Here is a 22403-nt window from a genome sequence, read left to right on the forward strand (position 1 = left end):
CGCGCAAGGTCCGGATATTCGATCTCACCGGGCTGATGCGAGCGCGGCACCGAGACGGCGTATTGAGCATAGGCCAGGCCCGGTTGGCGGTCGGGCGTGAAGACGCCGCGCGAGCGCGGAACGCTTGCGCGTGGTGCGACGAGAACTCGACATTGCGGGCGCCGGCATCGCTGACATTCGTCGGGGCGAGCGCCGCATCGGTCGGCGCAGCCCGCAGCCGGCGAGGAGAAGCATGCCGGCGAGAGCCCAGGCCGGATCCACGCGGAACGAACGGCTTCGCTGCCAAAACCGGCTGGCGCTGCCTATTCCTGTCGGGCCCGCGGCGACGACCATCGGAGCACCCTCCCGCATCGTCAATCAGCGCATTACGACTCGTCTTCGACGTCCGTTCAACCGGCAGGCGTGATTGCAGCCGTTCTCATCCGCTCCCGCGCTCGGCGATGGCGGTGCCGGCATCGTCGACAGGGCGGCGGCGAATGCGGCGAAGCAGCGCGCCGGCGCCTTGGCTTACTATGCCGATCGAGAAGAGGCTGCCGGGGCTGCATGGATCGTATCGACGCGATGAAGGTGTTCGTTGCCGCTCTCGACGAGGGAAGCCTCGCCGGGGCAGGGCGCCAGCTCGGCCGGTCTCCGGCGGCAGTAAGCCGGGCGATCGCCTTCCTCGAACAGCAGGTCGGCGCGACGCTGCTCCACCGCACCACCCGGGCGATCAGGCTCAGCGAGATCGGCGAGCGCTATGCCGCCGCCTGCCGGCGCGTCCTCGCCGAGCTGCAGCAGGCCGAGGCTGTGGCCGGGGGCGAACGTATCGCGCCGCGCGGCACCTTGACCATCACCGCGCCGCCGATCAGCGGCGAGGAGATCCTTCGCCCGATCATCGATGCCTTCATCGAAGCCTTCCCGGCCGTCTCGGTCAATCTCGTCCTGCTCGTGCGGGGTGCGAATCTGATCGAGGAAGGAATCGACATCGCCCTGCGCATTCTGGATCTGCCGGATTCTGCGATGACCGCGATCCGCATCGGCGGCGACGTCCGGCCGGTGATCGTGGCCTCGCCACGCTATCTCAGCCAGCATCCGCGCATCGACGAACCGGGCGACCTGGCTCAGCACAGCATCATTGCCTGCACCGATTTCGGGCGCGACGCTTGGGTCTTCCCGCCAGCGAAGGGCGGCTCGATTCCGCGCTCCGTCCAGTTCAAGCCGAGGCTCGTCGTCAACAGCGTCAGGGCAGCGTTGGGTGCGGCCGTCGGCGGGCTCGGCGTCACGCGATTACTGACCTATCATGTCGCCGAACGCGTGCAGGACGGCTCGCTGCAGCTCCTGCTGCGGGACGCCGAGCCGCCGGCCCGCCCCGTCAATCTGGTGCTGCCGCAGGGACGCTCGAATGTCCCGAAGGTCAGGGCCTTCCTTGATTTCGCGGTGCCGCGGCTGCGCGCCGACTTTGCGCGGCTTTCGGCCGAGTCGGTCGCGATGCGATCCTGAGCCGTCGATCCTTCCGTTATGCGGAAGAATGCCTGCCGAACGTCGGGCATTCAGCCGCAGTGCGAAATTCCCAAAATGATCCTCACCAGGCCAGACGGGCCGGACAGCGACAATTCCGCTCGCTGTCGAAGAGATGAGGATCATCATGAGCAACGAACGGAAGGTGGCGATCATCACCGGTGCTTCGCAGGGCATCGGCGCCGCGCTGGTCAAGGGGTTCCGCGACCGCAACTATCGCGTCGTGGCGACGTCGCGCTCGATCAAGCAGACCGGAGACCATGACATTCTCGCGGTTCCCGGCGACATCGCCGATCCGGCGACTGCCGAGACGGTCATCCGCGAGGCGCTGGCTCGTTTCGGGGCGCATCGACACGCTGGTCAACAATGCCGGCATCTTCATCGCCAAGCCCTTCACCGATTACACGGCCGCCGATTTCGAAGCCAAGATCGCGACCAATCTCGCCGCTTCTTCCACATCACCCAACAGGCCGCCTCGGCGATGCTGAAGCAAGGCTCCGGCCATATCGTCAGCATCACCACCAGCCTGACAGACCATGCGATCGCCGGCGTTCCGACCGTGCTCGCCAACCTGACCAAGGGCGGCATCAACGCGGCGACCAAGGCGCTCGCCATCGAATATGCCACCCAGGGCATCCGCGTGAACGCGGTCTCGCCGGGCGTGATCAAGACGCCGATGCATGCGCCGCAGACCCATGAATTCCTGGCCAATCTGCATCCGGTCAAGCGGATGGGCGAGATCCGGGACATCGTGGATGCCGTGCTGTTCCTGGAGAGCGCCGGGTTCGTCACCGGCGAGATCCTGCATGTCGATGGCGGCCAGAGTGCCGGACACTGACCACAATCCGAAGCAGCAGGAGGTTTCCATGCCGATCGTCACTATTCAGGTTACCCGTGAGGGCTCCGGCCCGGGCGCCCCGCGGTCACCGCCGAGGAGAAAGCCCGGCTCATTGCCGGCGCCAGCCAGCTCCTGCTCGACGTGCTCGACAAGCCGCTCGACTCGACCTTCGTCGTGATCGAGGAGGTCGAGCTCGACAACTGGGGCTGGGGTGGTCTGCCTGTCCCGGAGTACCGCAGGCGACGCGCGGCGCGCTAATCTCGCCGCCGGCAAGCCCGAACTGCTCGCTCCAGACTTTCGAAGGACACGCGATGACTACGACGAACCAGTCCCGGCTGCTCGACCTTCTCGGTATCGAGCTGCCGATCATCCAGGCCCGATGGCGCTCGCGACGACGCCGGAGATGGTCATTGCCGTGAGCGAAGCGGGAGGTCTCGGCTCGCTGGCGAGCGCGCAATAAACAACGAGGCCGGCTTGCGGCCGCGCTCGACAAGGTGCGGGCCGGCACACGCCGTCCGATCAACGTCAACTTCTTCTGCCATGTCAGCCCCGCGGACGACCCGGCGCGCCAGGCTGCCTGGCTTGCACGCCTGTCCGGCTACTACGCCGAGGCCGGGCTCGACCCGGACATGCCGAAAAGCCCGAGCGGGCGCACCCCCTTCGACGCGACCTCCGCGGGCGTGGTCGAGGATTATCGTCCGGAAGTCGTCAGTTTCCATTTCGGACTGCCACCCGCCGAGTTGCTCGCGCGAGTGAAGCGCACCGGCGCCAAGGTGATCGCCTGCGCGACCACGGTGGCCGAGGCGCGCTGGCTCGCCGAACACGGCGTCGACGCTATCATCGCCATGGGCGCCGAGGCCGGCGGCCATCGCGGCACTTTCCTGACCGACAGGATGTCGGAGCAGGTCGGCACCTTCGCGCTGGTGCCGCAGATCGTCGATGCCGTCTCCGTCCCGGTCATCGCGGCGGCGGCATCTGCGACCGGCGCGGCGTCGCTGCCGCCTTCGCCCTCGGCGCCGCCGCCGTCCAGGTCGGCACCGCCTATCTGTTCACGCCCGAGGCGAGCATTTCGCCGATCTATCGCAAGGCGCTCAGCACGGGCGAGCGCCCGACCGCGATCACCAATCTCTTCACCGGCCGGCCGGCGCGCGGCATCGTCAACCGCGCCATGTCAGAGCTCGGCCGCTCTCCGAGCTCGCACCGCGCTTCCCGACCGCCGGCACGGCGCTGGGGCCACTGCGCGGCGCGGCCGAAGCGGCGGGTCGCGACGACTTCACCCTGCTCTGGGCCGGCCAGGCCTTCCCCCTCGCCAGGCCGATGTCATCGGCCGAGCTGACGCGGATGCTCGCGGGGTGATGGGTTATGTCATTCGAGCGCTGACGTGACCTCAGCAATGGCTGGGAGAGCGAGAGGCGCCCGAAGGCGTTGATCGCCCGCGGGCGCGCACTGCCTTACGGCTTGGGCGGCGTCAGGCCCTGCAGCTCGATCGTGCCGAAGGAGGGCATCGAGTTGAGCTGCTTCTCGAGCGCGGCCGGGTCGAGCGTTGCCGGCTTCTCGAGCCAGTAGGTCACCATCTGCGGAAGGCGATCATCAGCGCCACCAGGATCAGCTGCAGCACGATCCAGGGGATCGAGCCGAGATAGATGTCGCGGCTCTTCACTGTCGGCGGAGCGATGCCGCGCAGATAGAACAGCGCGAAGCCGAAGGGCGGATGCATGAAGCTGGTCTGGATGTTGGCGCAGATCAGCAGCGCGAACCAGATCAGGTTGATGTCGAGCTTCTCCGCCGCCGGCGCCAGCAGCGGAATGATGATGAAGGCGATCTCGAAGAAGTCGAGGAAGAAGGCGATGAAGAAGACGAACACCATGGTGAAGGACAGGAAGCCGATCTGACCGCCCGGCAACCCGGTGAGCATGTGTTCGATCCACTTGCCGCCGCCCACGCCCTGGAAGACCAGGCTGAACACGCGCGCGCCGATCAGGATCATCGTCACCATGGCCGTGATGCGCATGGTCGAGGACATCGCCTGATAGGTCAGCTTCCAGCTCAGGGTGCCGTACATCGCCGCCAGCAGCAGCGCGCCGACAGCACCCATCGCGCCGGCTTCCGTCGGCGTCGCCAGGCCCATGAAGATGGTGCCGAGCACGAGGAAGATCAGGGCGGCGGAGGGTACGATGCCGCGGATGCACTTCCAGACCAGCGCCCGGCCCTTGAGCGTGCGGGCTTCCGGCGGCAGGGCGGGCACCGCCTCGGGGCGGACGATGCTGAGGATGATGACCCAGATACAGAACAGGGCGACCTGCACGATGCTGGGGCCGATGGCGCCGGCATACATGTCGCCGACCGAGCGGCCCATCACGTCGGCCAGGACGACGAGGACGAGCGAGGGCGGGATGAGCTGGGTGATGGTGCCGGATGCCGCGATGACGCCGGTGGCATGGCGCATGTCGTAGCCGTAGCGCATCATCACCGGCAGCGAGATCACGCCCATGGCGATGACCGAGGCCGCGACCGTGCCGGTGATGGCGCCGAGGATCGCGCCGACGAAGATGACAGCGTAGGAGAGGCCGCCGCGGATGCTGCCGAAGAGCTGGCCGATCGAGTCGAGCAGGTCTTCCGCCAGGCCGCAACGCTCCAGAACCGCACCCATGAAGGTGAAGAACGGGATCGAGAGCAGCAGGTCGTTCGAGATGATCGAGAACAGCTGGAAGGTCAGGTTGCCCATATAGTTATGGGTGATGACGCCCATCTCGATGGCGATGAAGCCGAAGAACAGGCCAACCGCCGCCAGCGAGAACGCCGCCGGATAACCGATGAGCAGGAAGACGATCAGCCCCCCGAACATCATGGGGCCGAGATTGTCGCGGATCGTGTCGATCATTGCAGCGGCTTCTCGTAAGCGTATTCGTGCTGGTGGAAGCCGCGCAGCGCTGCGGCGCGCTTGATCATCTCTGAGATGCCCTGGAGCAGGATCAGGACGAAGCCGACCGGCAGGAGGAGGATGACCGGCCAGCGGATCAGGCCGCCGGCATTGTTCGAGGCTTCGTTCAGCGTCCAGGACTGGACGAACCACGGCCAGGTGAACCAGATCATCACGATGCACATCGGCAGCAGGAAGATCGCGCCGCCGAGCAGGTCGATCCAGTGCCGTGTGCGGTCGGAGACCGCGCCGTAGAACAGGTCGACGCGGACATGCTCGTTGACCTTGAGCGTATACGCCGAGCCGAGCAGGACCATGCCGGCGAACATGTACCACTGCAGTTCGAGCCAGGCGTTCGAGCTGTAGGAGAACAGGTAGCGGATCGTGGCGTTGCCGGCGCTGACCAGACAGGCCAGCAGCACCAGCCAGCTCGCGATGACGCCGAGCCCGCCGCCGATGCGGTCAATCAGCCGCGCCAGCGGCATCAGCTGGCGGCAGAAATACCAGGCTATCGCCACCGCGCCGGCCATGGCGCCAATGGTTGCGACGGCCAACCAAAGCTTGAACATGAGCCCCCGCGGCGACGTGCTTTCCCCGAACGCCGCTGCTAGCAGTTACGGGCTTAGCCGTTCCATGACGGGGGAATGCTCAACTCATAACCGTGGCATAACCAGCTGCGGTGAACTGTTCCTGCGTTCGCAGGCGATAGCCGACGGCGAGCTCGGTGACGATGTAGACTGGCCGTGCCGGATCGGGCTCGATGCGGTTGCGCAGCTTTTTCATGAGGATGCGCAGGTACTGCACATCCTCGTCGGGCTCCTGCGGCCAGAGCTCACGCATCAATTGACGGTGGGTGAGCACGCTGCCCTGGTGGACCGCCAGGATGCGCAGCAGGGCGAACTGCTTGGGCGAAAGTATAATCGCCGTGCCATCCCGGCTGAGGAGGCGGCGAGCGATGTCGATCACGAGCCCGCCGACGCTGACGAGCGGGTCGGGCGTTTCCTCTCTGACGGCGCGGCGGAGCACGACGCGGGCGCGCGCCAGCAACTCGGCCATGCCGAAGGGCTTCACGATGTAGTCGTCGGCGCCACTCTCCAGCAGCTTGACCTTCTCGGCCTCCGACTTCCGCACCGACAGGACGATGATCGGGGCCTTCGACCAGCCGCGCAGTGCGTCAACCACGGTTGCGCCATCGGCATCGGGCAGCCCGAGGTCGAGCACGACGAGATCGGGCTGGCGCATCACCGCCTCTTCCTGCGCCTGCCGCGCCGTCTCGGCCTCGGCGACGCGGAAGCCATGCATTTCCAGCCCGGTGCGCAGGAAGCGGCGGATCGGCGCCTCGTCATCGACGACGAGGACGAGCGGCCCGGTCGCGGGTGCCGTCAACGCTGCTGTTTCATTCGTCATCGAGGTCATGTCGTCCTGTTTTCGCCATCGGCAAGACCAGCCGCAGCGTCGTGCCCAGTCCAGATCCATCACTCGCGGCGGCAATGTGCCCGCCACAGGCCTCGACGAAAACGCGCGCGATCGTCAAGCCGAGGCCGCTGCCGCCGGCGATATCGGCATGGCGCTCGCCCCGGTGGAAGCGTTCGAAGATCATGTCTGCCTCTCCTGCTGCGAGGCCGGCTCCTTCGTCGTGGATGGCGACGGCCACCGCATCCCCTTCCATGCTGGCCGAGACGGAGATCGCGCCACCTTCAGGCGTATATTTGGCGGCGTTCTCCAGCACATTCACCAACGCCTGGGAGACGAGCATCGGATCGACCCGCACGAAGGGCAGCTCCGCGCCGAAGTCGCGTCGGACGGCATGACCGCTCAGGCGAACGGCAGCGACATCGAGGGCATTGTTGATGATATCGAGCGGGTCGACGGCGTCGAGCCGCGGTTGAAGCGCGCCGGCGCGGATGCGGCCGAGATCGAGGACGTTCTGGATCAGGCGGTCGAGGCGGGCGGCCTCGTGCTCGACCCCGCCCGCCAAGGCCAGGAGCGCCGGCTGGTCCTCGAGCCTGGGCGAGGCTGCGAGCACGCTGGCCGAGCCCATGATGCCCGCGAGCGGCGTGCGCAGCTCATGCGAGACCGATTCGACCAAGATGTCCCGCAATGCGTCGGTGCGCTGCCGCAGGCGCCGCTCCTCCAGGATCTGCGACAGTCCCAATCGCTCCAGCGAGCGGTTTCCCTCGGCAAGCACGAGCCTGATGCGCTCCATCAGCGTTTCGTGGGGCGTGCCATCGGCGGTGTCGAGCTCGATTGCGACGATGGCGCGGGCCTCGTCGGTCCCGGTCAGCCGGCACAGGAGCCAGTGCCCATTTTGTGGCAGTGCGAAGGTTGACGCCGCGGATGGAGCAGCTGAGCTCAGGAGGGTCAGCCTGGCCCGCTCGGCGAGGGCGTCCGTAACCTCGCGAGAAAAGGGCGAATGGACCGTCGCGAGCTGCCCCAACTCTGCGCGGGCAAACAGCGCCGCCGGGCGGCCGAGCGCCTGCGACAGTTGCTCGGCTACGATGCGATAGACCGAGTCCACATCGGTTGCAGTCGCGAGTGCGCTGCTGAGCTCGTAGATGCGCCGGATGGTCTGCTCGCCTTCCCTCGCCTGGACCATCTGCTGCCGGAGCTTGCCGGCGAGCTGTCCCACCACCAGGGCAACGACGAGCGAGGTGATCAGGTCGATGATCTGCGGCGGCTCGAAGACCAGCACGCTGAAGAGCGGCGGGTAGAACAGCGTCGTCATCAACGCGCCGAGCAGGGCGGCCACGACCGCCGGACCGGTGCCGTAGCGCACCGCCGCAATCAGCACCGGCAGCATGTAGATGGCCGAGACGCTGTCGAGCGGCGCAAACCAGACGACGACGCCCGCCAGCGCCGTGGCCGCGGCGACGAACGCGGCAGTCTTCAGGTAGGGCAGGAGCGAGCGCAAGACAGCCATAGACTTCGATAGCGTTCCGCCGGGATCCCCGCCACAGGTTCACAGGCCAAACGGTGGACATGCGTCGTCCTCGCGCTTGCCCGCTCGCGCCCTGCAGCGTAAACCGCGCGCGGCTTCGCCTTGATCGTGCCCGAAAGGCCCGGCAAGCGGGCGGCGTTCCAGCGCGACCGGCTTTCAGCACAGGCGCGGCCCGGCGGTCGCGAGGATGGATGATGTTTTCGCTCACGCCAGCGATCGACCGGCTGACGAGTTTCCTGACAGTCAGCCATGCGCGCGTCTGCGCCTTCCTGCTGCTGCTCTCGCTCGCGGCTTTTCTACCCGGCTTCAGCACGCTCCAGCCGCTCGACCGCGACGAGCCACGCTTCGCTCAGGCCAGCAAGCAGATGCTGGAGACCGGCGATTTCGTCGATATCCGTTTCCAGGACGAGGCCCGGCACAAGAAGCCGGTCGGCATCTACTGGCTTCAGAGCGCGGCGGTGAAGGCGGGCGAGGCGCTCGGCGTGCCGCAGGCGCGCACGCAGATCTGGCTCTATCGCATCCCCTCGCTGTTCGGTGCGACGGCGACGGTGCTGCTGACCTACTGGGCGCTGCTTGCCTTCCTGGCGCGGCGCTATGCTCTGCTCGGCGCCTCGCTGATGGCGGCCGCGGTGCTGCTCGGCGTCGAAGCCCGCATCGCCAAGACCGATGCCGTGCTCGCCGCCTGCGCGGTTGCCAGCATGGGCGCGCTGGCGCGCGCCTGGCTCGACTGGACGCGCTCGCTCGCCTTCGTGCCGGACCGGCGCAACTGGCTGGTGTTCTGGGGCGCGACCGCGATCGGGCTCCTGATCAAGGGGCCGATCGTGCCGATGGTCTGGGGCCTCGCCATTCTGGTGCTGAGCGCGAGCCAGCGTTCCTTCCGCTGGCTGAAGCCGCTGCGCTTCGGGCCGGGGCTGCTGCTTTGCCTCGTCGTGGCGCTGCCCTGGTTCGTCGCGATCATGCTCAAGACCGGCGGCAGCTTCTTCGCCGACAGCGTCGGGCAGGACATGCTCGGCAAGGTCGCTGAGGGGCAGGAGAAGCACTGGGGACCGCCTGGGTTCTACCTGCTGGTCTTTTTCGCGACCTACTGGCCGGCGGCTGCCTTCGCCGCGATGGCGGTGCCCTTCGCCTGGGTGCGGCGCAAGGAGCCGCAGATCCTGTTCCTGATCGCCTGGATCGTGCCGAGCTGGCTCGTCTTCGAGGCGGTGCCGACCAAGTTGCCGCATTACGTGCTGCCGCTCTATCCCGCCATCACCGCGCTGCTGCTGCTGGCGATGATCAACGATGGCATCGACCGCTACCGGCGCGGCGCGGTCGCGACCGCCTGCCTTGTGCTGATCGTCCCGCTTGCGCTGATGGGCGTGATTCTCGTCGGCAACTGGAAGCTCGACCAGACCCTGCCCTGGCTGGCTCTGCCCGGCTTTGCGCTGGTGCTCCTCGTTGCTGCTGGCGTCATCGCCGCCTTCCGGCGCCTCGACCTCGAAGGCGCGCTCTGGCGCTGCGTGCTCGCGAGCCTGCTGCTGACCGCCTCGGTCTACCCCTTCGCCATCGAGAGCCTGCGCTCGCTGAAGCTCTCGCCGCGGCTCGCCGAAGCGGCGCGGGCGGCCTGCCCCGATCCGGCCGTGCAGACGCTGGGCTATCGTGAGCCGAGCCTGGTCTTCCTGACCGGCACCAACCTCGCCATGGCCGCGAGCGGCCAGCAGGCCGCCGACTTCCTCGGCCAACCCGGCTGCCGCGTCGCTTTCGTCGAGAAGCGCTTCGCCGACGAGTTCCAGGCTGCGCTCGCGAACCAGCCGGTCAAGCCGCGCCTGTTCACCACGATCCGCGGCTTCAATCTCAATGGCGGCCGCCCGCTTGAAATCGCCGTCTTCGTCAGGGAGCCGGGTTGAGAAATGCTTGCCCTCGATCACCTCCCCTTTTGACAGAACCGTCAAAATGCGAAAAAGCGTGATCGCTTCTTGTCGCCTAGAGCATTGCTTTAGGCGAAAAACCGGTTCCCACTTTTTCGCGCAATGCTCTATGGGCTGCGCTGACGCAGTTTGCGGGCCGTTTTGCCGGATGATGCCGTTTTGACCGAAACTTCCTCCCATCCCCTGCTCAGCGTCGTCGTGCCCGTGCGCAACGAGGTCGGCAACATCGCGCCGCTCATCGCGGATATCGAGAAGGCCTGCGCGACGATCGGCCCTTTCGAAGTGGTCTACGTCAATGACGGCTCGACCGACGGCACGGCCGAAAAACTCGCGGAGCTGGCGGCGGTGCGGCCCTGGCTGCGGGTCGTGACCCATGCCCAATCCTGCGGGCAGAGCGCGGCGGTGCGCAGCGGCGTGCGTCACGCGCGCTCCGCAATCGTCGCGACGCTCGACGGAGACGGCCAGAACGACCCCGTCTTCCTGCCGCAGATGGTGGAGACCTTGCAGAAGGGCGGCCTGCATGCCGGGCTCGTGCAGGGCCAGCGTGTCGGCCGCAAGGATACCGGCTTCAAGCGTTGGCAGTCGAAGGTTGCGAATGGCGTGCGTGCGCGCGTGCTGAAGGACGATACGCGCGACACCGGTTGCGGGCTGAAGTGCTTCCGGCGCGAGGCCTATCTGGCACTGCCCTATTTCGACGCGCTGCACCGTTTCATGCCGGCGCTGATGGCGCGCGAGGGTTACAAGGTGCTGCACGCTGACGTGCGCGATCGGCCGCGCCTGACCGGCGTCTCGAACTACGGCTTCTTCGACCGGCTCTGGGTCGGCATTCTGGATCTCGCCGGCGTCTGGTGGCTGATCCGGCGGCGCAAGCACGTGCCGCAGATCGTTTCGGAGACGATGTGATGCTGATCGATCTGCAGCAAACCATCGGCAACTACTTCCACGACGTCTTTGTCAACAACATCGACTGGTGGGTGCTGCTCGGCGTCGTGGCGCAGGGGCTCTTCACCATGCGCTTCGTCGTGCAGTGGCTGGCGAGTGAGAAGGCCGGGCGCTCCGTCGTACCGATGACCTTCTGGTGGTTCTCGATCGGCGGCGGCGCGCTGCTGCTGATGTATGCGCTCTACCGGCGCGACCCGGTCTTCATCCTCGGGCAGGGCTTCGGCGTCTTCGTCTATGTCCGCAACCTGCAATTCGTGCTGCGCGCCAAGGCGCGCGGCGAGGACACGAATTCCGGGCCGGGTTGAGGCCAAGGGTAAGGACCCACGCCGTCATTCCGGGCTCAGGCCTTCCGCCTGCCCCGGAATGACGTTGCGGGTGCTCAGCTGCGTTGCGGCGTCGACGGTTCGGCCGTGGCGCCCTGTGCCGGCGAGGGCAGGGGTTCCGCCGGCTGCTGCGGCTTGCGCATGGCGGCCGAGAGGCCGGGGTAGCGCTCGCGATAGGCCTTGAGGAACTCCGAGACGCTGTCGGCATTCGCGGTCGCGCGCGCCATCTCGCGGATATCAGCCGCGCGGGAGCGGTTGGCGCCGGTGACGAAGGCGAAGGTGCGGGCATCGGCGCTGCGCGCCATCTTCGGCGCGAACTTGCTGCGCAGACGGTCCAGCGACAGGGCTTCGTTCGCCATCACATACGACACGCCGGCGCGCATCACGTCAGCGCGCTCGGCATCGGTCAGGGCCGTGTCGCCGCGCCAGCTCTCGTCGAGGATGCGCTCATAGGCCTCGCCGGCCTCGCGCCAGCGGCGCCCGGTCCAGTAGATGTCGGCACGCAGGCGATCGACCTCGGCGCCGCGCTCGCCCTCCAGCATCTCCAGCGCCTGGTCGGTGCGCGAGAGATCGGAGAGCGCCTTGGCCTCCAGCAGCAGCCGGGCGCGCTTGACGTCGGCCGGCAATTCGACGAGCCGCGTCGCATTGATCGCCCGGATCGCCTCGGCTGGCTTGCCGTTCATCAGGTCGATCATGGCGAGGCGGGTGGCGATGGTGGAGCGCGCTGCGCCGGTCAGGCGGCGATCCATCTGGTAGCGCAGGATCTCAGCGGCCTGATCGAGCAGGTCGAGCTCGACCAGCCGGTCGGCGAGGAGGCGGGTGATTTCGTCGCCGCGCCGGCCGATCGGCAGAAACTCCTTGAAGTCGTAGAACAGCGCCAGCGCCTCGATGCGCGGCAGGTTGCCGAGGCCCGAGCCGGTGAAGAGCTCGGCAAAGCGTTGCGCCGTCTCGTCATGCATCCGGCGGGTCAGCGGATCGTCCGGGAAGTTTTCGTTGGCCCGGCGGGCGATCAGGAAGGCGTCGCGCCAGCGCTGCTGGTCGGCATAGAGTCGGCCGAGTTCGGCCAGCGCTTCGATCTCCAGCCGGCCGCCGCGCCAGATCACCGAGACGGTCTCGAGGCGGGCGATGGCCTCCTCCGGCTTGAGGTCGGTCCGCTTCTCGGCATCGGCGAGCCTGACGGCGCGCAGCTGCGCCTCGGCGGCGACGGGGCGGCTCTTCGCCTCGAACAGCGCCTTGTAGCCGTTCATCGCGGCTTCCGGGCGGCCGCAGGTGTCGTCGAGCCGTGCCTGCAACAGGGCGAGGCGCTCCTGGTCGAAGCTGCCGCGCGGCATGTCCGTGAGCGCTTGCACCTGCCGCTCGGCCACGCCCATATCCTGCGTGGCAAACGCGGCGCGGGCCATCGCCTCGCGGAACTCGCCCTGGAGATCGACGGGGTAGCGATCGAGCACCGCTTCGGCCCGGCGAAAGCCGACCATCGCCTGGGCGTTCCGGTTCAAACGCTGTTCGACCAGCGCGCGCCAGAGCCCCGCCTCGACGTCGCCCTTGATCGCTTCGGCGTTGAAGGCGGAGATCGCATCCTGATCGCGATGCATTTGGGCCGCGATGACGCCCCGCAGGAAGAGCGCCTCCCGGTTGCCGCGCATGGCCGCGTCGTCGGCCATCATCGCGCCGAGGGGACCGGCCGCTTCCGGCATCAGGCCATTGGCGACGTAGAAGCGGGCGAGCGTCAGGCGCGCATCCGATTTGCGGCCGCGCGAGGCGTCGGTCACGTCGAGCATCAGGGCCCGGGCCCGATCGCGCAGGTTGCCGAGGCGCAGCTTCGCCCAGGCATCGGCGTCGAGCAGCGGCGGGGATTCGTGCTTCTCGGCTTGTGCTTCGGTCTGCTGTCGGTTCGGCTCGGCGACATCGAGGGACACAGTGAGCCCTCCGGCGCGGCCGATGCGTACCTGCTCGGTGCCGGCACGTACGACGACATCGTCCGAGCGCGGCTGGACGGCCAGCCCCTGCGCGGTCTGGAGCAGGCTGAACTCGACGAACTGATAAGGCTTGGGCGTGAGATGCGCGGGGCCGGTCGCGGTGGCGACGGCGATCGGCAGACCTGCGGGCCCGGATTCCAGCCAATGGATGCCGGTGAGCCCGGCGAGCGGCACGGCGAGAATGGTCTGGCCGCGCTCATCCATGCTGCGCCGTGGCTCGATCATCGCGGCAGGCTTGCTCGCATCTTCGCCGAGATCGAGCGACCAGCCATTGCCGTCGTCGAAGAAGCGGGCGAGGGGCTGGCCGGCCAGGCGCAGGCGGACGAGTGTCACGCGGCTCTCGCGCGTCACCGAACTCTCCTCGATCAGCTTCGGCAGCAGACCGGCGAGGCGGGCGGGATCGATGGTGTCGCGCGTGTCGAAGACCAGCGTCATCACGCCGGCATCGAGGAAGGCGGCGGCGCCGGTCTGGCGCGGAAAGCTGAAATCGAGGCGCGTCTCGGCCGCGGTGATCGCGACCGGACCAGGCGGCGGCTCCGGGGCTACGGCGGCAGGCTGAGGCGCGGGAGTGGTTGGCTGCGCGGTCGGTTGAGCGACGGCGGGCTTCGGCGGCTCGACGGCGGCCGGCGCTGCGGGTGGCTGCGGCTTGTCGATATCGGGCAGGGAGAGCGCGCCGATCTTGGCCGGCCGCAGCAGATCGACGACCAGCCCCGATTCGTCGTTGAAGCTGCGGGCCTGCCAATCCTTCGGCAGGGAGAGCGTCAGGCTGAGCGCGTCCTTGCCGGCGTCGAGCGCGGAAAGCGCGACATCAGCCGGGAGCGCATTGCGGATTTCGCCGGCCTCGACGTTCATGGGCTTGTCGAAGATGAGCTTGAGCGCGCCGTCCGAGAGTTCGCTGGCGAGCTTCGTCTCTGCGGGGGCCTTGAAGATCAGGCGCTCCAGCGTTGGAAGGCTGGCCGAGCGCATCGTCAGCACCGCAGGCGGGGCGGCCGGCTGACGGGCGGCTTCGCGGGCTTTCGCTTCGGCGACGCGCAGCCGTTCGGTCAGCTCGGCGATGGCTTCCGGCGGCGGGCCGGGCATCACGCCCGCCCAGTTCTGCGGCAGGAGATCGATGAAGGCCTTGTCGCCGGCTTCGATCAGGTTGGCCTTGTAGGGCTGGGTCAGAGCGAAGCGCATGCCGCGCCCGTCGGGGTCGATGCGGGCGACCGAGACGTAATTGGGCAATTCGCGGGTGATGCGCGCGATATCGACCCGGACCGGGCTGCCGAAGGCGACGATCAGCACGCCATTGGCGACGCGGATGCGGGTCTGGGTCGGTTCATCGAAGGCGAGCGAGACGCGACCGAAGCCGGCCGGCATGGCCTCGCCCCGCATCGTGGCGCTGGCGGCCAAGGCAGGCGCGTCCAGGCCGGCGGCGAGCGCGAGAGCGGCCAGCCCGATACCGAAGGCGAGGGAACGCGACAGAGGCAAACGGAATACTCGACCAACGCGACAGCGGGCCTTCGCATCACGCAGACGCGGCGGCCCTCGGGCACGCTAGCGTGTCAACCATAATGCCGTCTTAACGCGGAACGGGCTCTCGCGTGTGCGGGGTTTTCGTCGAGCGCGGGTCATTCCGGCCGGAGCGAAGCGCAGAGCCGGAATCCATGCCTGAACTTCGATCGGAATCCCTCTGGCATGGATCCCGGGTCAAGCCCGGGATGACCGCGCGTTTCCGCAAAAAATGAACTGTGTTCAGCGCTGCGGGGCGGGCGCGATCGCCGGCAGCTCGTTGCCGGGGAGCGGGGTCTCGTTCGCCACCCGTTCGAAGCCCGGCATGCGGCCGCTCGTCGCCAGCGCGACGGTCAGCTTTTCGGCGCGCTCCGGCGACATGGCAGCGAGCACCTCGGACATCTTGCGCGGGTTCATCTGCTGCACCACCGGCACCAGCACATCGAGGCCGAGGCGGTCGAAAACGCGGGCGGCGTCCTTGGGCTTCATCGCCTCATACATGATGACGAGGTTCTTGATCGCCTTCGCCTCGTCGGCGGAGGCCTTTGCGGCCGGGCTGACCTTCTCTTCCAGGCTCTTGAGATCGCCGGCGCGGCCGTCGAGCTTCTTCTCGGCCGAATCCAGCAGGCGCTCGCGCATTTCCAGCTCGCGCATGCGGCCGTCGAGCTCCTCGCGGCGTTCGCCGAGGCGTTCGAGGATGGCCTTTTCCGCCGGCGAGAGCGGCTTGGCCGTGCCGTTCATGACGCCGGCCTTGTTGTTGGGGTTGGCGGCGCGGGCAGCCTCGGCCTTCGCCTCGGCTTCCTTCTTCTCCTGCTCCTTCTTCGGATCGGGAGCGGGCACGGAGCCGGTCGTCTCGGGATCGAAGAAGTCCGGCGCGTGGGCGCGCGCGATGATCTTCGCCAGACCCCAGACTTCCTTCTCGGCGGCGGGTGTCTTGCCCACGGGCGCCTTCGCGAAAACAGGCGGATCAGGCGGAATCTTGCCGGGGGCGGGGTCCGCCGTCCAGGCGAGCAGCTTCAGCGCCAGAAGACCCATGGCGCCGAGGATGACTGCCGGCAGGAGGCGGGGTCTTTCGATCACGCAGCCTGTTCCTCAAGGCGGCGGGCGGCGCGGGCGCGGATGGCGGCAGCTGACTGGGCGGCGCTTTCGAGGCGGGACACGGGCGCGGGTTCGGCAACCGGGGCGGCTTCTGCCACCGGCGGCTTGGCGCCGACGAGGGTGGCGGCGCTGACGATCTGGCCGATACGCTCCATCACTGCCTGGCCGGCCTCGACCTGGGCGGCGAGATCGGCGGCATAGCGTTCGGCGGTGCGCAGGCGCTCCTCCAGAGTGCGGTCGCAATCGCCGAGCGTGAGCTTGAGGCCGGCGATGGCGCGCTCGGCATTGTCGGTGGCGGTGATGAGGGCACCGACCGTCTGGCGCATGCCCGCCTCGTCGGCCTTGAGGCGCTCGATGCGTTTGGTCAGGACGAAGCAGGTGATGATGGTGGCGACCAGCAGGCTGGCGACAAGCACGTCGGCGATAAGATTGATCGTCATGATGTCCTGCTCAGGTCGTGGCGCCGAGATGGCTGGCAAGGCTGTCGAAGGCGGCGAGCGTGGTCTTCGAGCGCCGGAGCGGGGCGACCACCTGGACGGCGATCTTGTCGTCGACGCGCCCGATCCGCCCTTCGGTGACGATGAAGTCGCCGCAGCGCAGCGAGACGGCGGAGTCGGGGCGGGTGTCGAACATCAGCGTGTCGCCGATCTCGAGCTTCATGACGCGCTTCAGCGGCATCTGCGTCTCGTGCAGCACGCAGGTGACGTCGACATCGGCCTGCCAGACTTCGGTCGCGAGATGGTTCTCCCAGATCGGGTCGCGCCCGAGCTTCTCGCCCATGAAGCTTTCGAGCAGCAATTCGCGGATCGGCTCGATGGTGGCGTAGGGAAGGAGGATGTGCAGCGCGCCGCCGCGGCCTTCCATGTCGAACTTGAGCTCGACGCGGATCGCGGCGTTGGCGGGGCGGGAGATCGAGACGAAGCGCGGGTTGGACTCGACGCGGTCGACCGTGAAGGTCACCGGCGAGAGCGGCTTGAAGGCGGCCTCGGCGTCGCCCAGAACCAGCTCGATGACGCGGCGTACCAGGCGGATCTCGATCGAGGTGAAGGGGCGGCCGTCGATGCGCGGCGCGGGCTGGCCGCGCTTGCCGCCGAACATGGCGTCCATGACCGAATAGGTCAGGGCCGATTCGATGGTGATCAGGCCGAAATTGTCCCACTCCTCGGCCTTGAACACCGAGAGCAGCGCCGGCTGTGAGATGGAGTTGATGTAGTCGCCGAAGCGCACGGAGCGGATGCTCTCCAGCGTGACCTCGACGTTGTCCGTGAAGAAGTTGCGCAGGCTGGTCGAGAGCAGGCGCACGAGACGCTCGAAGATGATCTCGAGCATCGGCAGGCGTTCATAGGCGACCGAGCCGGAATCGACGATCGCCTGGATGCCGTTGCGGGACGCACCGTCGTCGCCGCTGGAGAAACCGAGCATCGTGTCGATTTCGTCCTGCGACATCAGGCGGTCTACGCCGCCTTCCGATTCGCCGTCCTCCTCGACGATGTCCGGCATCGCGGCCCAGCCGGCCGCCATGCCTTCCGGCGTCAGCGGCTCGTCGGTCGGTGCGGGGTTATCGCGCTCGGTGCTCATCGTTCCGCCGTCATCTCGTTCCGGGGCTCAGGGTTACCCCGGCTCACTGCACCAGCAGTTCCTTGAACAGCACTGCATCAACCTTGGCCGGGTAGACCGTCAGGTTGACGCGGCGCAGAAGCTCCTCCTTCAGCCGGTACATGCCGGCCGAGCCTTCAAGATCGGAGGGGCGCAGTTCACGCATGAAGACCTGGAAGGCGTCTTCGACGCGCGGCAGCAGCGGCTTCACCTCTTCCGAGACCTTCGCATCGGCGATCTCAAGCACGACCTTGATCTTCATGACCGGCTGACGGTCCTGCTGGCCGCCATTGGACATGCCGATCATCATGTCCTTCATTTCGAGGAAGGTGGCAGGCTTCTTCGGCTTGGCCGCCTCGGCTGCAGCGATCTGCTCCGGGGTGGGCTTCTTCAGGAAGAACCAGCCGCCGGCGCCGGCAGCTGCCAGCAGCACGACGCCGCCGATGATGAAGAGCTTCTTCTTGCTCTTCGGCGCCTCTTCACCCGAAGCGCCTTCCTCTTCCTTCTTGGCCTTTTTTGCCATCTCGTCTGCGCCCTGGCCGCCGGGCCGCGTTCTGCCGCCCATGGACGCACCTTCGCCAATCACGGTTAACGCGCCGTTAAGGGCGGCAGAATTTGCCGGGTCGTTCTTGCCGCTTCTGCGGTTCGTGCCGGGTTGTGTCGAGCCGAGGTAAAGAAATTAAGGTTATAAATATCAGTATCTTGCGAGAATTAACCATGCTGGCACGGCGATTGCCGGGAATGGTCCGTGGCGACTGCGCTGGGGAGCGTCGAGGTCGCCGCGGGACATGATCGGGAGTTGAGCCGTGGAGAACGCGCTTCTCATCGGCCTGTCGCGCCAGGTTGCCCTGGCGCGCGAGCTGGACGTCATCGCCAACAACATGGCGAATGTCGGCACCAATGGATTCAAGGCGCGCAGCGCGCGCTTCAACGAATTCATCATGCCGGTCGCCAAGGCCGATGCCTTCAAGCCGTCCGACCGGCCGCTGTCCTATGTCATCGACAACGGCACGCCGATCGACCTGTCGCAGGGCACGATTGAGCAGACAGGCAACCCGCTCGACGTCGCTCTCAAGGGCGACAACTACCTCGTCGTGCAGACGCCGAGCGGGGAACGCTACACCCGGGCCGGTTCGCTGACCGTCGACCGGCAGGGCCGCCTCGTGACCCAGACCGGACTGCCGGTGATGGGCGATTCCGGCCCGATCACCTTCGGCTCCAGCGAATATGCGATGCGCATCGCCGCCGACGGCACGGTGAGCAGCGACCAGGGCACGCGCGGCAAGCTGCGCCAGGTCCGCTTCGCCGACCCGACCAAGCTCGTCAGCGAGGGCACCAACCTGTTCTCCGCGACGGCTGCCGCCCAGCCTGCCGGCCCCGAGGCGCGGCTCGAGCCTGGCGCGGTCGAGCGTTCGAACGTCAAGGCCGTGGTCGAGCTGACCCGGCTCATGGAGGTGCAGCGCAACTACCAGAGCGTCGCCAACATGATCAGTAAATCCGACGAGCTGCGCAGCCGGGCGATCACGCGCCTGGCGGACCAGCAGGCCTGATAGCGGAAAAGGAGCGAGCCCATGCGCGCCATGCAGACAGCCGCGACCGGCATGATGGCCCAGGAGATGAACGTCCAGGTCATCTCCAACAACATCGCCAACGTCCGGACCACCGGCTACAAGCGCCAGCAGGTGCATTTCCAGGACCTGCTCTACGAGCATTTCCGTCGCGCCGGCTCGGCCACCTCCGACCAGAACACCCAGGCACCGGCCGGTACCTTCATCGGCTCCGGCGTCAAGACGGTTTCGACCGGCCGCGTGATGACGCAGGGCAACATCACGCCGACCGAGAAACCTTACGATCTCGCCATCCGCGGCGAGGGCTTCTTCCGGATCCGCATGCCGGACGGGCGGACCACCTACAGCCGCGATGGTTCCTTCGACCTGGACTCGCAGGGCCAGATCGTCACGCGTGACGGCTACCATGTCGAGCCCGGCATCACCGTGCCGAACAATGCGACCAGCGTGAGCATCAACGCGCAGGGCATCGTCGAGGCAATGCTGCCGGGGCAGACCGCGCCGCAGCAGCTCGGCCAGATCCAGCTGGTGCGCTTCGTCAACAAGGTCGGCCTCGAGTCGATCGGTGACAACCTCTATGTCGAGACCGCCGCTTCGGGGCAGCCGATCGATGGTTTCGGCGGCGGCGAGGGCTTCGGCACGCTGCAGCAGAACTATCTCGAAGAGGGGAATGTCCAAGCGGTGACGGAGCTCTCCTCGCTCATCGCGGCGCAGCGCGCCTATGAGATGAACTCCAAGGTCATCACCGCCGCCGACCAGATGATGTCGGCGACGACCCAGATGTTCCGCGGCTGACCGGAGGCTCCGCATCATGATCCGCCGCTCCCTGATCGTGCTCCTGCTCTCCGGCGGCGCCGCCCTGGCGGCTCCGCAGCACGGCCAGCAGCATCCGCAGCCCGCGGCGGTCGCAGTCGCTTCCGCCGTCGCAGCGCCGGCTGCCGCGCTGCCGCGCAAGCTGCAGCTGCGCTCCGAGGTCAGCCTCTCCCGCGACCTCGTCACTTTCGGCGATCTCATCTCCGGGCTGATGGGCGAGGCTGCTGGAACCGCCGCGTTCCGCGCGCCGGGCCTCGGCGAGACCGGCACGATCCAGGTCACGCGCGTCGTCGAGGCGGCACGCGCCGCCGGCATCGTCCGCGAGACTTCGGATCTCGACAGCCGGGGCTTCGCCCAGGTGGTGGTGACGCGCGCTGCGCGCCGAGTCACCGCTGCGGACATCGAGATTGCGGTGAAGATCGGCTTGCAGGAGCGCTTCGGCGTCGATGCCCGCATCTTCGCACTGGCGATTGACGGCGGGGCGCCGGCCGTCGCGGTCGAGCCCGAGCTCACCGGCGATGTCGGCGTCCTCGATCTCTCCTTCGACGCCCGCTCGCGTCGCCTGCAGGCACGGCTCACCGTGCCCGGCAGCATGGCGATGCGACTGAAGCCGCTGCGGATCTCCGGCCAGCTCGTCGAGACCATGGAGGTGGTGGTGCCAAAGCGCCTGATCGCCCGCGGCGAAACGCTCGGCAAGGACGACGTCATCGTCGAGCGGCGCCCGCGCGACGGGCAGGGCGGCGAGATCATCAGTGACGCCCGCGCGGCGGTCGACAAGGTCGCGCGCCGGGCTCTGCTTGCCGGGGTGCCGCTGCGCGGCAGCGACGTCCAGCGCGAGGAGATCGTCGGCAAGGGCGACCTCGTCACCATCGTCTACGAGGCGCCGGGCCTGCTGATCACGCTGCGCGGCCGGGCCAACGAGGCCGGCGCGATGGGCGACGTCGTCTCCGTCACCAACCCCCAATCCAAGCGCGTGCTGCAAGGCAAGGTCAGCGGGCCGGGACGGGTCTCCGTCCAGCCCACCGCCGCCGGCCGCATCGCCAGCGCCCAGTGATCGCCATGGAAACCGCCATGTACGCCAATCGTCTCGCCAAGCTCTCCGGCCTGCTGATGCTCACCGCCTCGCTCGGGGCCTGCGGCATCGGCGATCGCCTCGCCAATGTCGGCCAGGCGCCGACGCTCTCGCCTGTCGAGGATCCGACCGCCGCCAAGGGTTACAAGCCGGTGCAAATGCCGATGCCGGCGATGGAGCACGCCTCCTACGCGCCGAACTCGCTCTGGCGCACCGGCTCGCGCGCCTTCTTCAAGGATCAGCGTGCCCGCAATGTCGGCGACCTCGTCACAGTGAAGGTGAAGTTCACCGATCGGGCGCAGCTCGACAACACCACCAAGCGCAGCCGCAAGAACGGCGAGGATTTCGGCGCTGCAAGGATCATGGGCTTCGAGAACAAGCTCGACAAGTTCCTGCCGGACGGGTCGAACGCCGGCGAGCTGCTGAAGCTCGATTCCGAAGGCTCGAGCGAGGGTGCGGGCTCCGTGCGCCGGAGCGAGCAGCTCGCCACCAATGTCGCCGCCGTGGTCACCCAGAACCTGCCCAACGGCAACCTCGTGATCGAGGGCAAGCAGGAGATCCGCGTCAATTTCGAGATCCGCGAGCTGATCGTCGCCGGCGTGATCCGGCCGGAGGACATCGAGTCGGACAACACGATCGACTCGACCAAGATCGCCCAGGCCCGCATCGCCTATGGCGGCCGCGGCCAGATCACCGATGTCCAGCAGCCGCGCTACGGCCAGCAGGTGATGGATATCCTGCTGCCCTTCTGACCCCACTTTCCGAAATCCGGACGGCGCGGAACGCTCCCCCTTGTCTCCGCGCCGGTCCGGCCGGCGGTCTCTCCCGAGCCGCCGACAGCCCCGGCCGCCCGCCACGCTCCCCAAGCTTCAAAGGTTGGCGGCCAGAAGCCCCGCGTTCTCTCGACGCGGGGCTTTTCCGTTGGGCGGTTGTGTGCGGAATGTCCGAGATGGGCTGGGATGCTGACGCTTCGGCGTGCTCCGGGGCTAGATGCGGACCGCCCCTGCACAGGTGTCAGTTTGGCCCACTATCACAGCCGCCAAGGCGACATTGCCTCGCGGCGCTCGCGATTGCAGATTTTCTGTTCGCCGATCTATTCCCTGTGTCCCGTCTCACCCCGATCAGCGATCTGCCAGAATTTCAGCCACGCGCTTTCTCACCTCGAGCCAGTAGCGCTCTCCGTTCTCGTCCTGCTTCTCGACTATTAATTCCAGTGCATCGGTAGCGAAGAGAAACGCCGAGCGGCCGTGGCTCGCAACGAGGTGTTCCGCCATTTCATCTGGCGGTAGAGCGTCCCAATCCGACATGCGGCCCCGCTAAAGCAATGTTGCCCAGGCGATGGTCACCTAAATCCTCAGCCCAACGTTCAAGTGACCGGCGCAGATTGTAGCGGCAACCACCGCGGAATGAAGGTCCGAGTTGGG

Annotated in this window: 18 protein-coding genes and 3 pseudogenes; 11 read left to right on the forward strand and 10 right to left on the reverse strand. The window is 67.4% G+C overall.

Features of this window, described 5'->3' with window-relative positions:
* The first annotated feature begins 543 nt into the window (after positions 1-543).
* The 4 genes and pseudogenes from FQV39_RS00010 (at position 544) to FQV39_RS00025 (ending at position 3691) form a co-directional block, all read left to right on the forward strand.
* Positions 544-1479, forward strand: a complete 936-nt coding sequence (locus tag FQV39_RS00010; protein WP_149128440.1) for a LysR family transcriptional regulator — start codon at positions 544-546, stop codon at positions 1477-1479.
* 145 nt (positions 1480-1624) lie between these two features.
* Complete coding sequence (locus tag FQV39_RS00015) at positions 1625-2335, forward strand: SDR family NAD(P)-dependent oxidoreductase (RefSeq protein WP_187640123.1); 711 nt, start codon at positions 1625-1627, stop codon at positions 2333-2335.
* A gap of 28 nt (positions 2336-2363) precedes the next feature.
* Positions 2364-2593: pseudogene (locus FQV39_RS00020) on the forward strand (tautomerase family protein).
* A 53-nt stretch (positions 2594-2646) separates the two neighbouring features.
* Positions 2647-3691: pseudogene (locus FQV39_RS00025) on the forward strand (NAD(P)H-dependent flavin oxidoreductase).
* A gap of 95 nt (positions 3692-3786) precedes the next feature.
* On the opposite strand, the pseudogene FQV39_RS00030 reads toward FQV39_RS00025, so the two are convergent.
* From FQV39_RS00030 to FQV39_RS00045, 4 genes and pseudogenes are all read right to left on the reverse strand, one after another.
* Positions 3787-5216 (reverse strand): annotated as a pseudogene (locus FQV39_RS00030) (TRAP transporter large permease).
* Positions 5213-5785, reverse strand: a complete 573-nt coding sequence (locus tag FQV39_RS00035; protein WP_248313479.1) for a TRAP transporter small permease subunit — start codon at positions 5783-5785, stop codon at positions 5213-5215. The pseudogene FQV39_RS00030 and the gene FQV39_RS00035 overlap by 4 nt, the downstream one beginning before the upstream one ends.
* Before the next feature lie 118 nt (positions 5786-5903).
* Positions 5904-6662: a response regulator gene (locus tag FQV39_RS00040; protein WP_149128442.1), complete on the reverse strand. Its 759-nt coding sequence runs from the start codon at positions 6660-6662 to the stop codon at positions 5904-5906.
* Positions 6652-8175: a sensor histidine kinase gene (locus tag FQV39_RS00045; RefSeq protein ID WP_149128443.1), complete on the reverse strand. Its 1524-nt coding sequence runs from the start codon at positions 8173-8175 to the stop codon at positions 6652-6654. Before FQV39_RS00045 ends, FQV39_RS00040 begins: the two co-directional genes overlap by 11 nt.
* Before the next feature lie 209 nt (positions 8176-8384).
* Between FQV39_RS00045 and FQV39_RS00050 the strand changes: the two genes are divergently transcribed.
* The 3 genes from FQV39_RS00050 to FQV39_RS00060 all read left to right on the forward strand — a co-directional run bounded on the left by FQV39_RS00050 (position 8385) and on the right by FQV39_RS00060 (position 11347).
* Positions 8385-10079, forward strand: coding sequence for an ArnT family glycosyltransferase (locus tag FQV39_RS00050; protein WP_149128444.1), 1695 nt, complete (start codon positions 8385-8387; stop codon positions 10077-10079).
* A gap of 180 nt (positions 10080-10259) precedes the next feature.
* A complete protein-coding gene (locus FQV39_RS00055) occupies positions 10260-11003 on the forward strand; it encodes a glycosyltransferase family 2 protein (protein WP_149128445.1) in 744 nt (247 codons plus the stop codon).
* Positions 11003-11347, forward strand: a complete 345-nt coding sequence (locus FQV39_RS00060; protein ID WP_149128446.1) for a lipid-A-disaccharide synthase N-terminal domain-containing protein — start codon at positions 11003-11005, stop codon at positions 11345-11347. The genes FQV39_RS00055 and FQV39_RS00060 overlap by 1 nt, the downstream gene beginning before the upstream one ends.
* A gap of 74 nt (positions 11348-11421) precedes the next feature.
* On the opposite strand, the gene FQV39_RS00065 is transcribed toward FQV39_RS00060, so the two are convergent.
* From FQV39_RS00065 to fliL, 5 genes are all read right to left on the reverse strand, one after another.
* On the reverse strand, positions 11422-14811 hold the full coding sequence (locus FQV39_RS00065) for an ATP-binding protein (protein WP_149128447.1): 3390 nt from the start codon (positions 14809-14811) through the stop codon (positions 11422-11424).
* Positions 14812-15075: 264 nt separating this feature from the next.
* Positions 15076-15912 carry a MotE family protein gene (locus FQV39_RS00070; RefSeq protein ID WP_149128448.1) on the reverse strand — a complete coding sequence of 279 codons (837 nt, stop codon included), beginning with the start codon at positions 15910-15912 and terminating at the stop codon, positions 15076-15078.
* The gene (locus tag FQV39_RS00075; RefSeq protein ID WP_187640124.1) at positions 15909-16370 is read right to left on the reverse strand and encodes a DUF6468 domain-containing protein; all 462 of its coding nucleotides are present in this window, start codon (positions 16368-16370) and stop codon (positions 15909-15911) included. Before FQV39_RS00075 ends, FQV39_RS00070 begins: the two co-directional genes overlap by 4 nt.
* Positions 16371-16380: 10 nt before the next feature.
* Positions 16381-17508: a flagellar motor switch protein FliM gene (gene fliM / locus FQV39_RS00080; RefSeq protein ID WP_149128449.1), complete on the reverse strand. Its 1128-nt coding sequence runs from the start codon at positions 17506-17508 to the stop codon at positions 16381-16383.
* 43 nt (positions 17509-17551) lie between these two features.
* Positions 17552-18049 carry a flagellar basal body-associated protein FliL gene (gene fliL / locus FQV39_RS00085; RefSeq protein WP_149133573.1) on the reverse strand — a complete coding sequence of 166 codons (498 nt, stop codon included), beginning with the start codon at positions 18047-18049 and terminating at the stop codon, positions 17552-17554.
* 283 nt (positions 18050-18332) lie between these two features.
* On the opposite strand from fliL, the gene flgF reads away from it, so the two are divergent.
* From flgF to flgH, 4 genes are read left to right on the forward strand one after another with little or no spacing between them, the layout of a single operon-like run.
* Positions 18333-19076 (forward strand): flagellar basal-body rod protein FlgF, encoded by a 744-nt coding sequence (gene flgF / locus FQV39_RS00090; protein WP_149128450.1) that lies wholly within the window; start codon positions 18333-18335, stop codon positions 19074-19076.
* A gap of 21 nt (positions 19077-19097) precedes the next feature.
* A complete protein-coding gene (gene flgG, locus FQV39_RS00095; protein WP_149128451.1) occupies positions 19098-19889 on the forward strand; it encodes a flagellar basal-body rod protein FlgG in 792 nt (263 codons plus the stop codon).
* Positions 19890-19905: 16 nt separating this feature from the next.
* Entirely contained in the window at positions 19906-20961 is a 1056-nt protein-coding gene (gene flgA, locus FQV39_RS00100) for a flagellar basal body P-ring formation chaperone FlgA (RefSeq protein WP_149128452.1), read from the forward strand.
* 17 nt (positions 20962-20978) lie between these two features.
* On the forward strand, positions 20979-21731 hold the full coding sequence (gene flgH, locus FQV39_RS00105) for a flagellar basal body L-ring protein FlgH (RefSeq protein ID WP_149128453.1): 753 nt from the start codon (positions 20979-20981) through the stop codon (positions 21729-21731).
* A gap of 369 nt (positions 21732-22100) precedes the next feature.
* Here flgH and FQV39_RS00110 read toward each other — a convergent pair whose 3' ends face one another.
* Entirely contained in the window at positions 22101-22286 is a 186-nt protein-coding gene (locus tag FQV39_RS00110; RefSeq protein ID WP_149128454.1) for a hypothetical protein, read from the reverse strand.
* Positions 22287-22403 lie beyond the last annotated feature (117 nt).

Origin of the sequence: Bosea sp. F3-2 (genome assembly GCF_008253865.1) — a bacterium.
Taxonomy (GTDB): domain Bacteria; phylum Pseudomonadota; class Alphaproteobacteria; order Rhizobiales; family Beijerinckiaceae; genus Allobosea.

Excerpts from the sequence above, each read along its gene's own strand:
- FQV39_RS00010 (WP_149128440.1), top strand. The coding sequence starts at position 544 with ATGGATCGTATCGACGCGATGAAGGTGTTCGTTGCCGCTCTCGACGAG.
- FQV39_RS00015 (WP_187640123.1), top strand. The coding sequence starts at position 1,625 with ATGAGCAACGAACGGAAGGTGGCGATCATCACCGGTGCTTCGCAGGGC.
- FQV39_RS00035 (WP_248313479.1), bottom strand. The coding sequence starts at position 5,785 with ATGGCCGGCGCGGTGGCGATAGCCTGGTATTTCTGCCGCCAGCTGATG.
- FQV39_RS00040 (WP_149128442.1), bottom strand. The coding sequence starts at position 6,662 with ATGACGAATGAAACAGCAGCGTTGACGGCACCCGCGACCGGGCCGCTC.
- FQV39_RS00045 (WP_149128443.1), bottom strand. The coding sequence starts at position 8,175 with ATGGCTGTCTTGCGCTCGCTCCTGCCCTACCTGAAGACTGCCGCGTTC.
- FQV39_RS00050 (WP_149128444.1), top strand. The coding sequence starts at position 8,385 with ATGATGTTTTCGCTCACGCCAGCGATCGACCGGCTGACGAGTTTCCTG.
- FQV39_RS00060 (WP_149128446.1), top strand. The coding sequence starts at position 11,003 with ATGCTGATCGATCTGCAGCAAACCATCGGCAACTACTTCCACGACGTC.
- FQV39_RS00075 (WP_187640124.1), bottom strand. The coding sequence starts at position 16,370 with ATGACGATCAATCTTATCGCCGACGTGCTTGTCGCCAGCCTGCTGGTC.
- fliM (WP_149128449.1), bottom strand. The coding sequence starts at position 17,508 with ATGAGCACCGAGCGCGATAACCCCGCACCGACCGACGAGCCGCTGACG.
- fliL (WP_149133573.1), bottom strand. The coding sequence starts at position 18,049 with ATGGCAAAAAAGGCCAAGAAGGAAGAGGAAGGCGCTTCGGGTGAAGAG.
- flgG (WP_149128451.1), top strand. The coding sequence starts at position 19,098 with ATGCGCGCCATGCAGACAGCCGCGACCGGCATGATGGCCCAGGAGATG.
- flgA (WP_149128452.1), top strand. The coding sequence starts at position 19,906 with ATGATCCGCCGCTCCCTGATCGTGCTCCTGCTCTCCGGCGGCGCCGCC.
- flgH (WP_149128453.1), top strand. The coding sequence starts at position 20,979 with ATGTACGCCAATCGTCTCGCCAAGCTCTCCGGCCTGCTGATGCTCACC.
- FQV39_RS00110 (WP_149128454.1), bottom strand. The coding sequence starts at position 22,286 with ATGTCGGATTGGGACGCTCTACCGCCAGATGAAATGGCGGAACACCTC.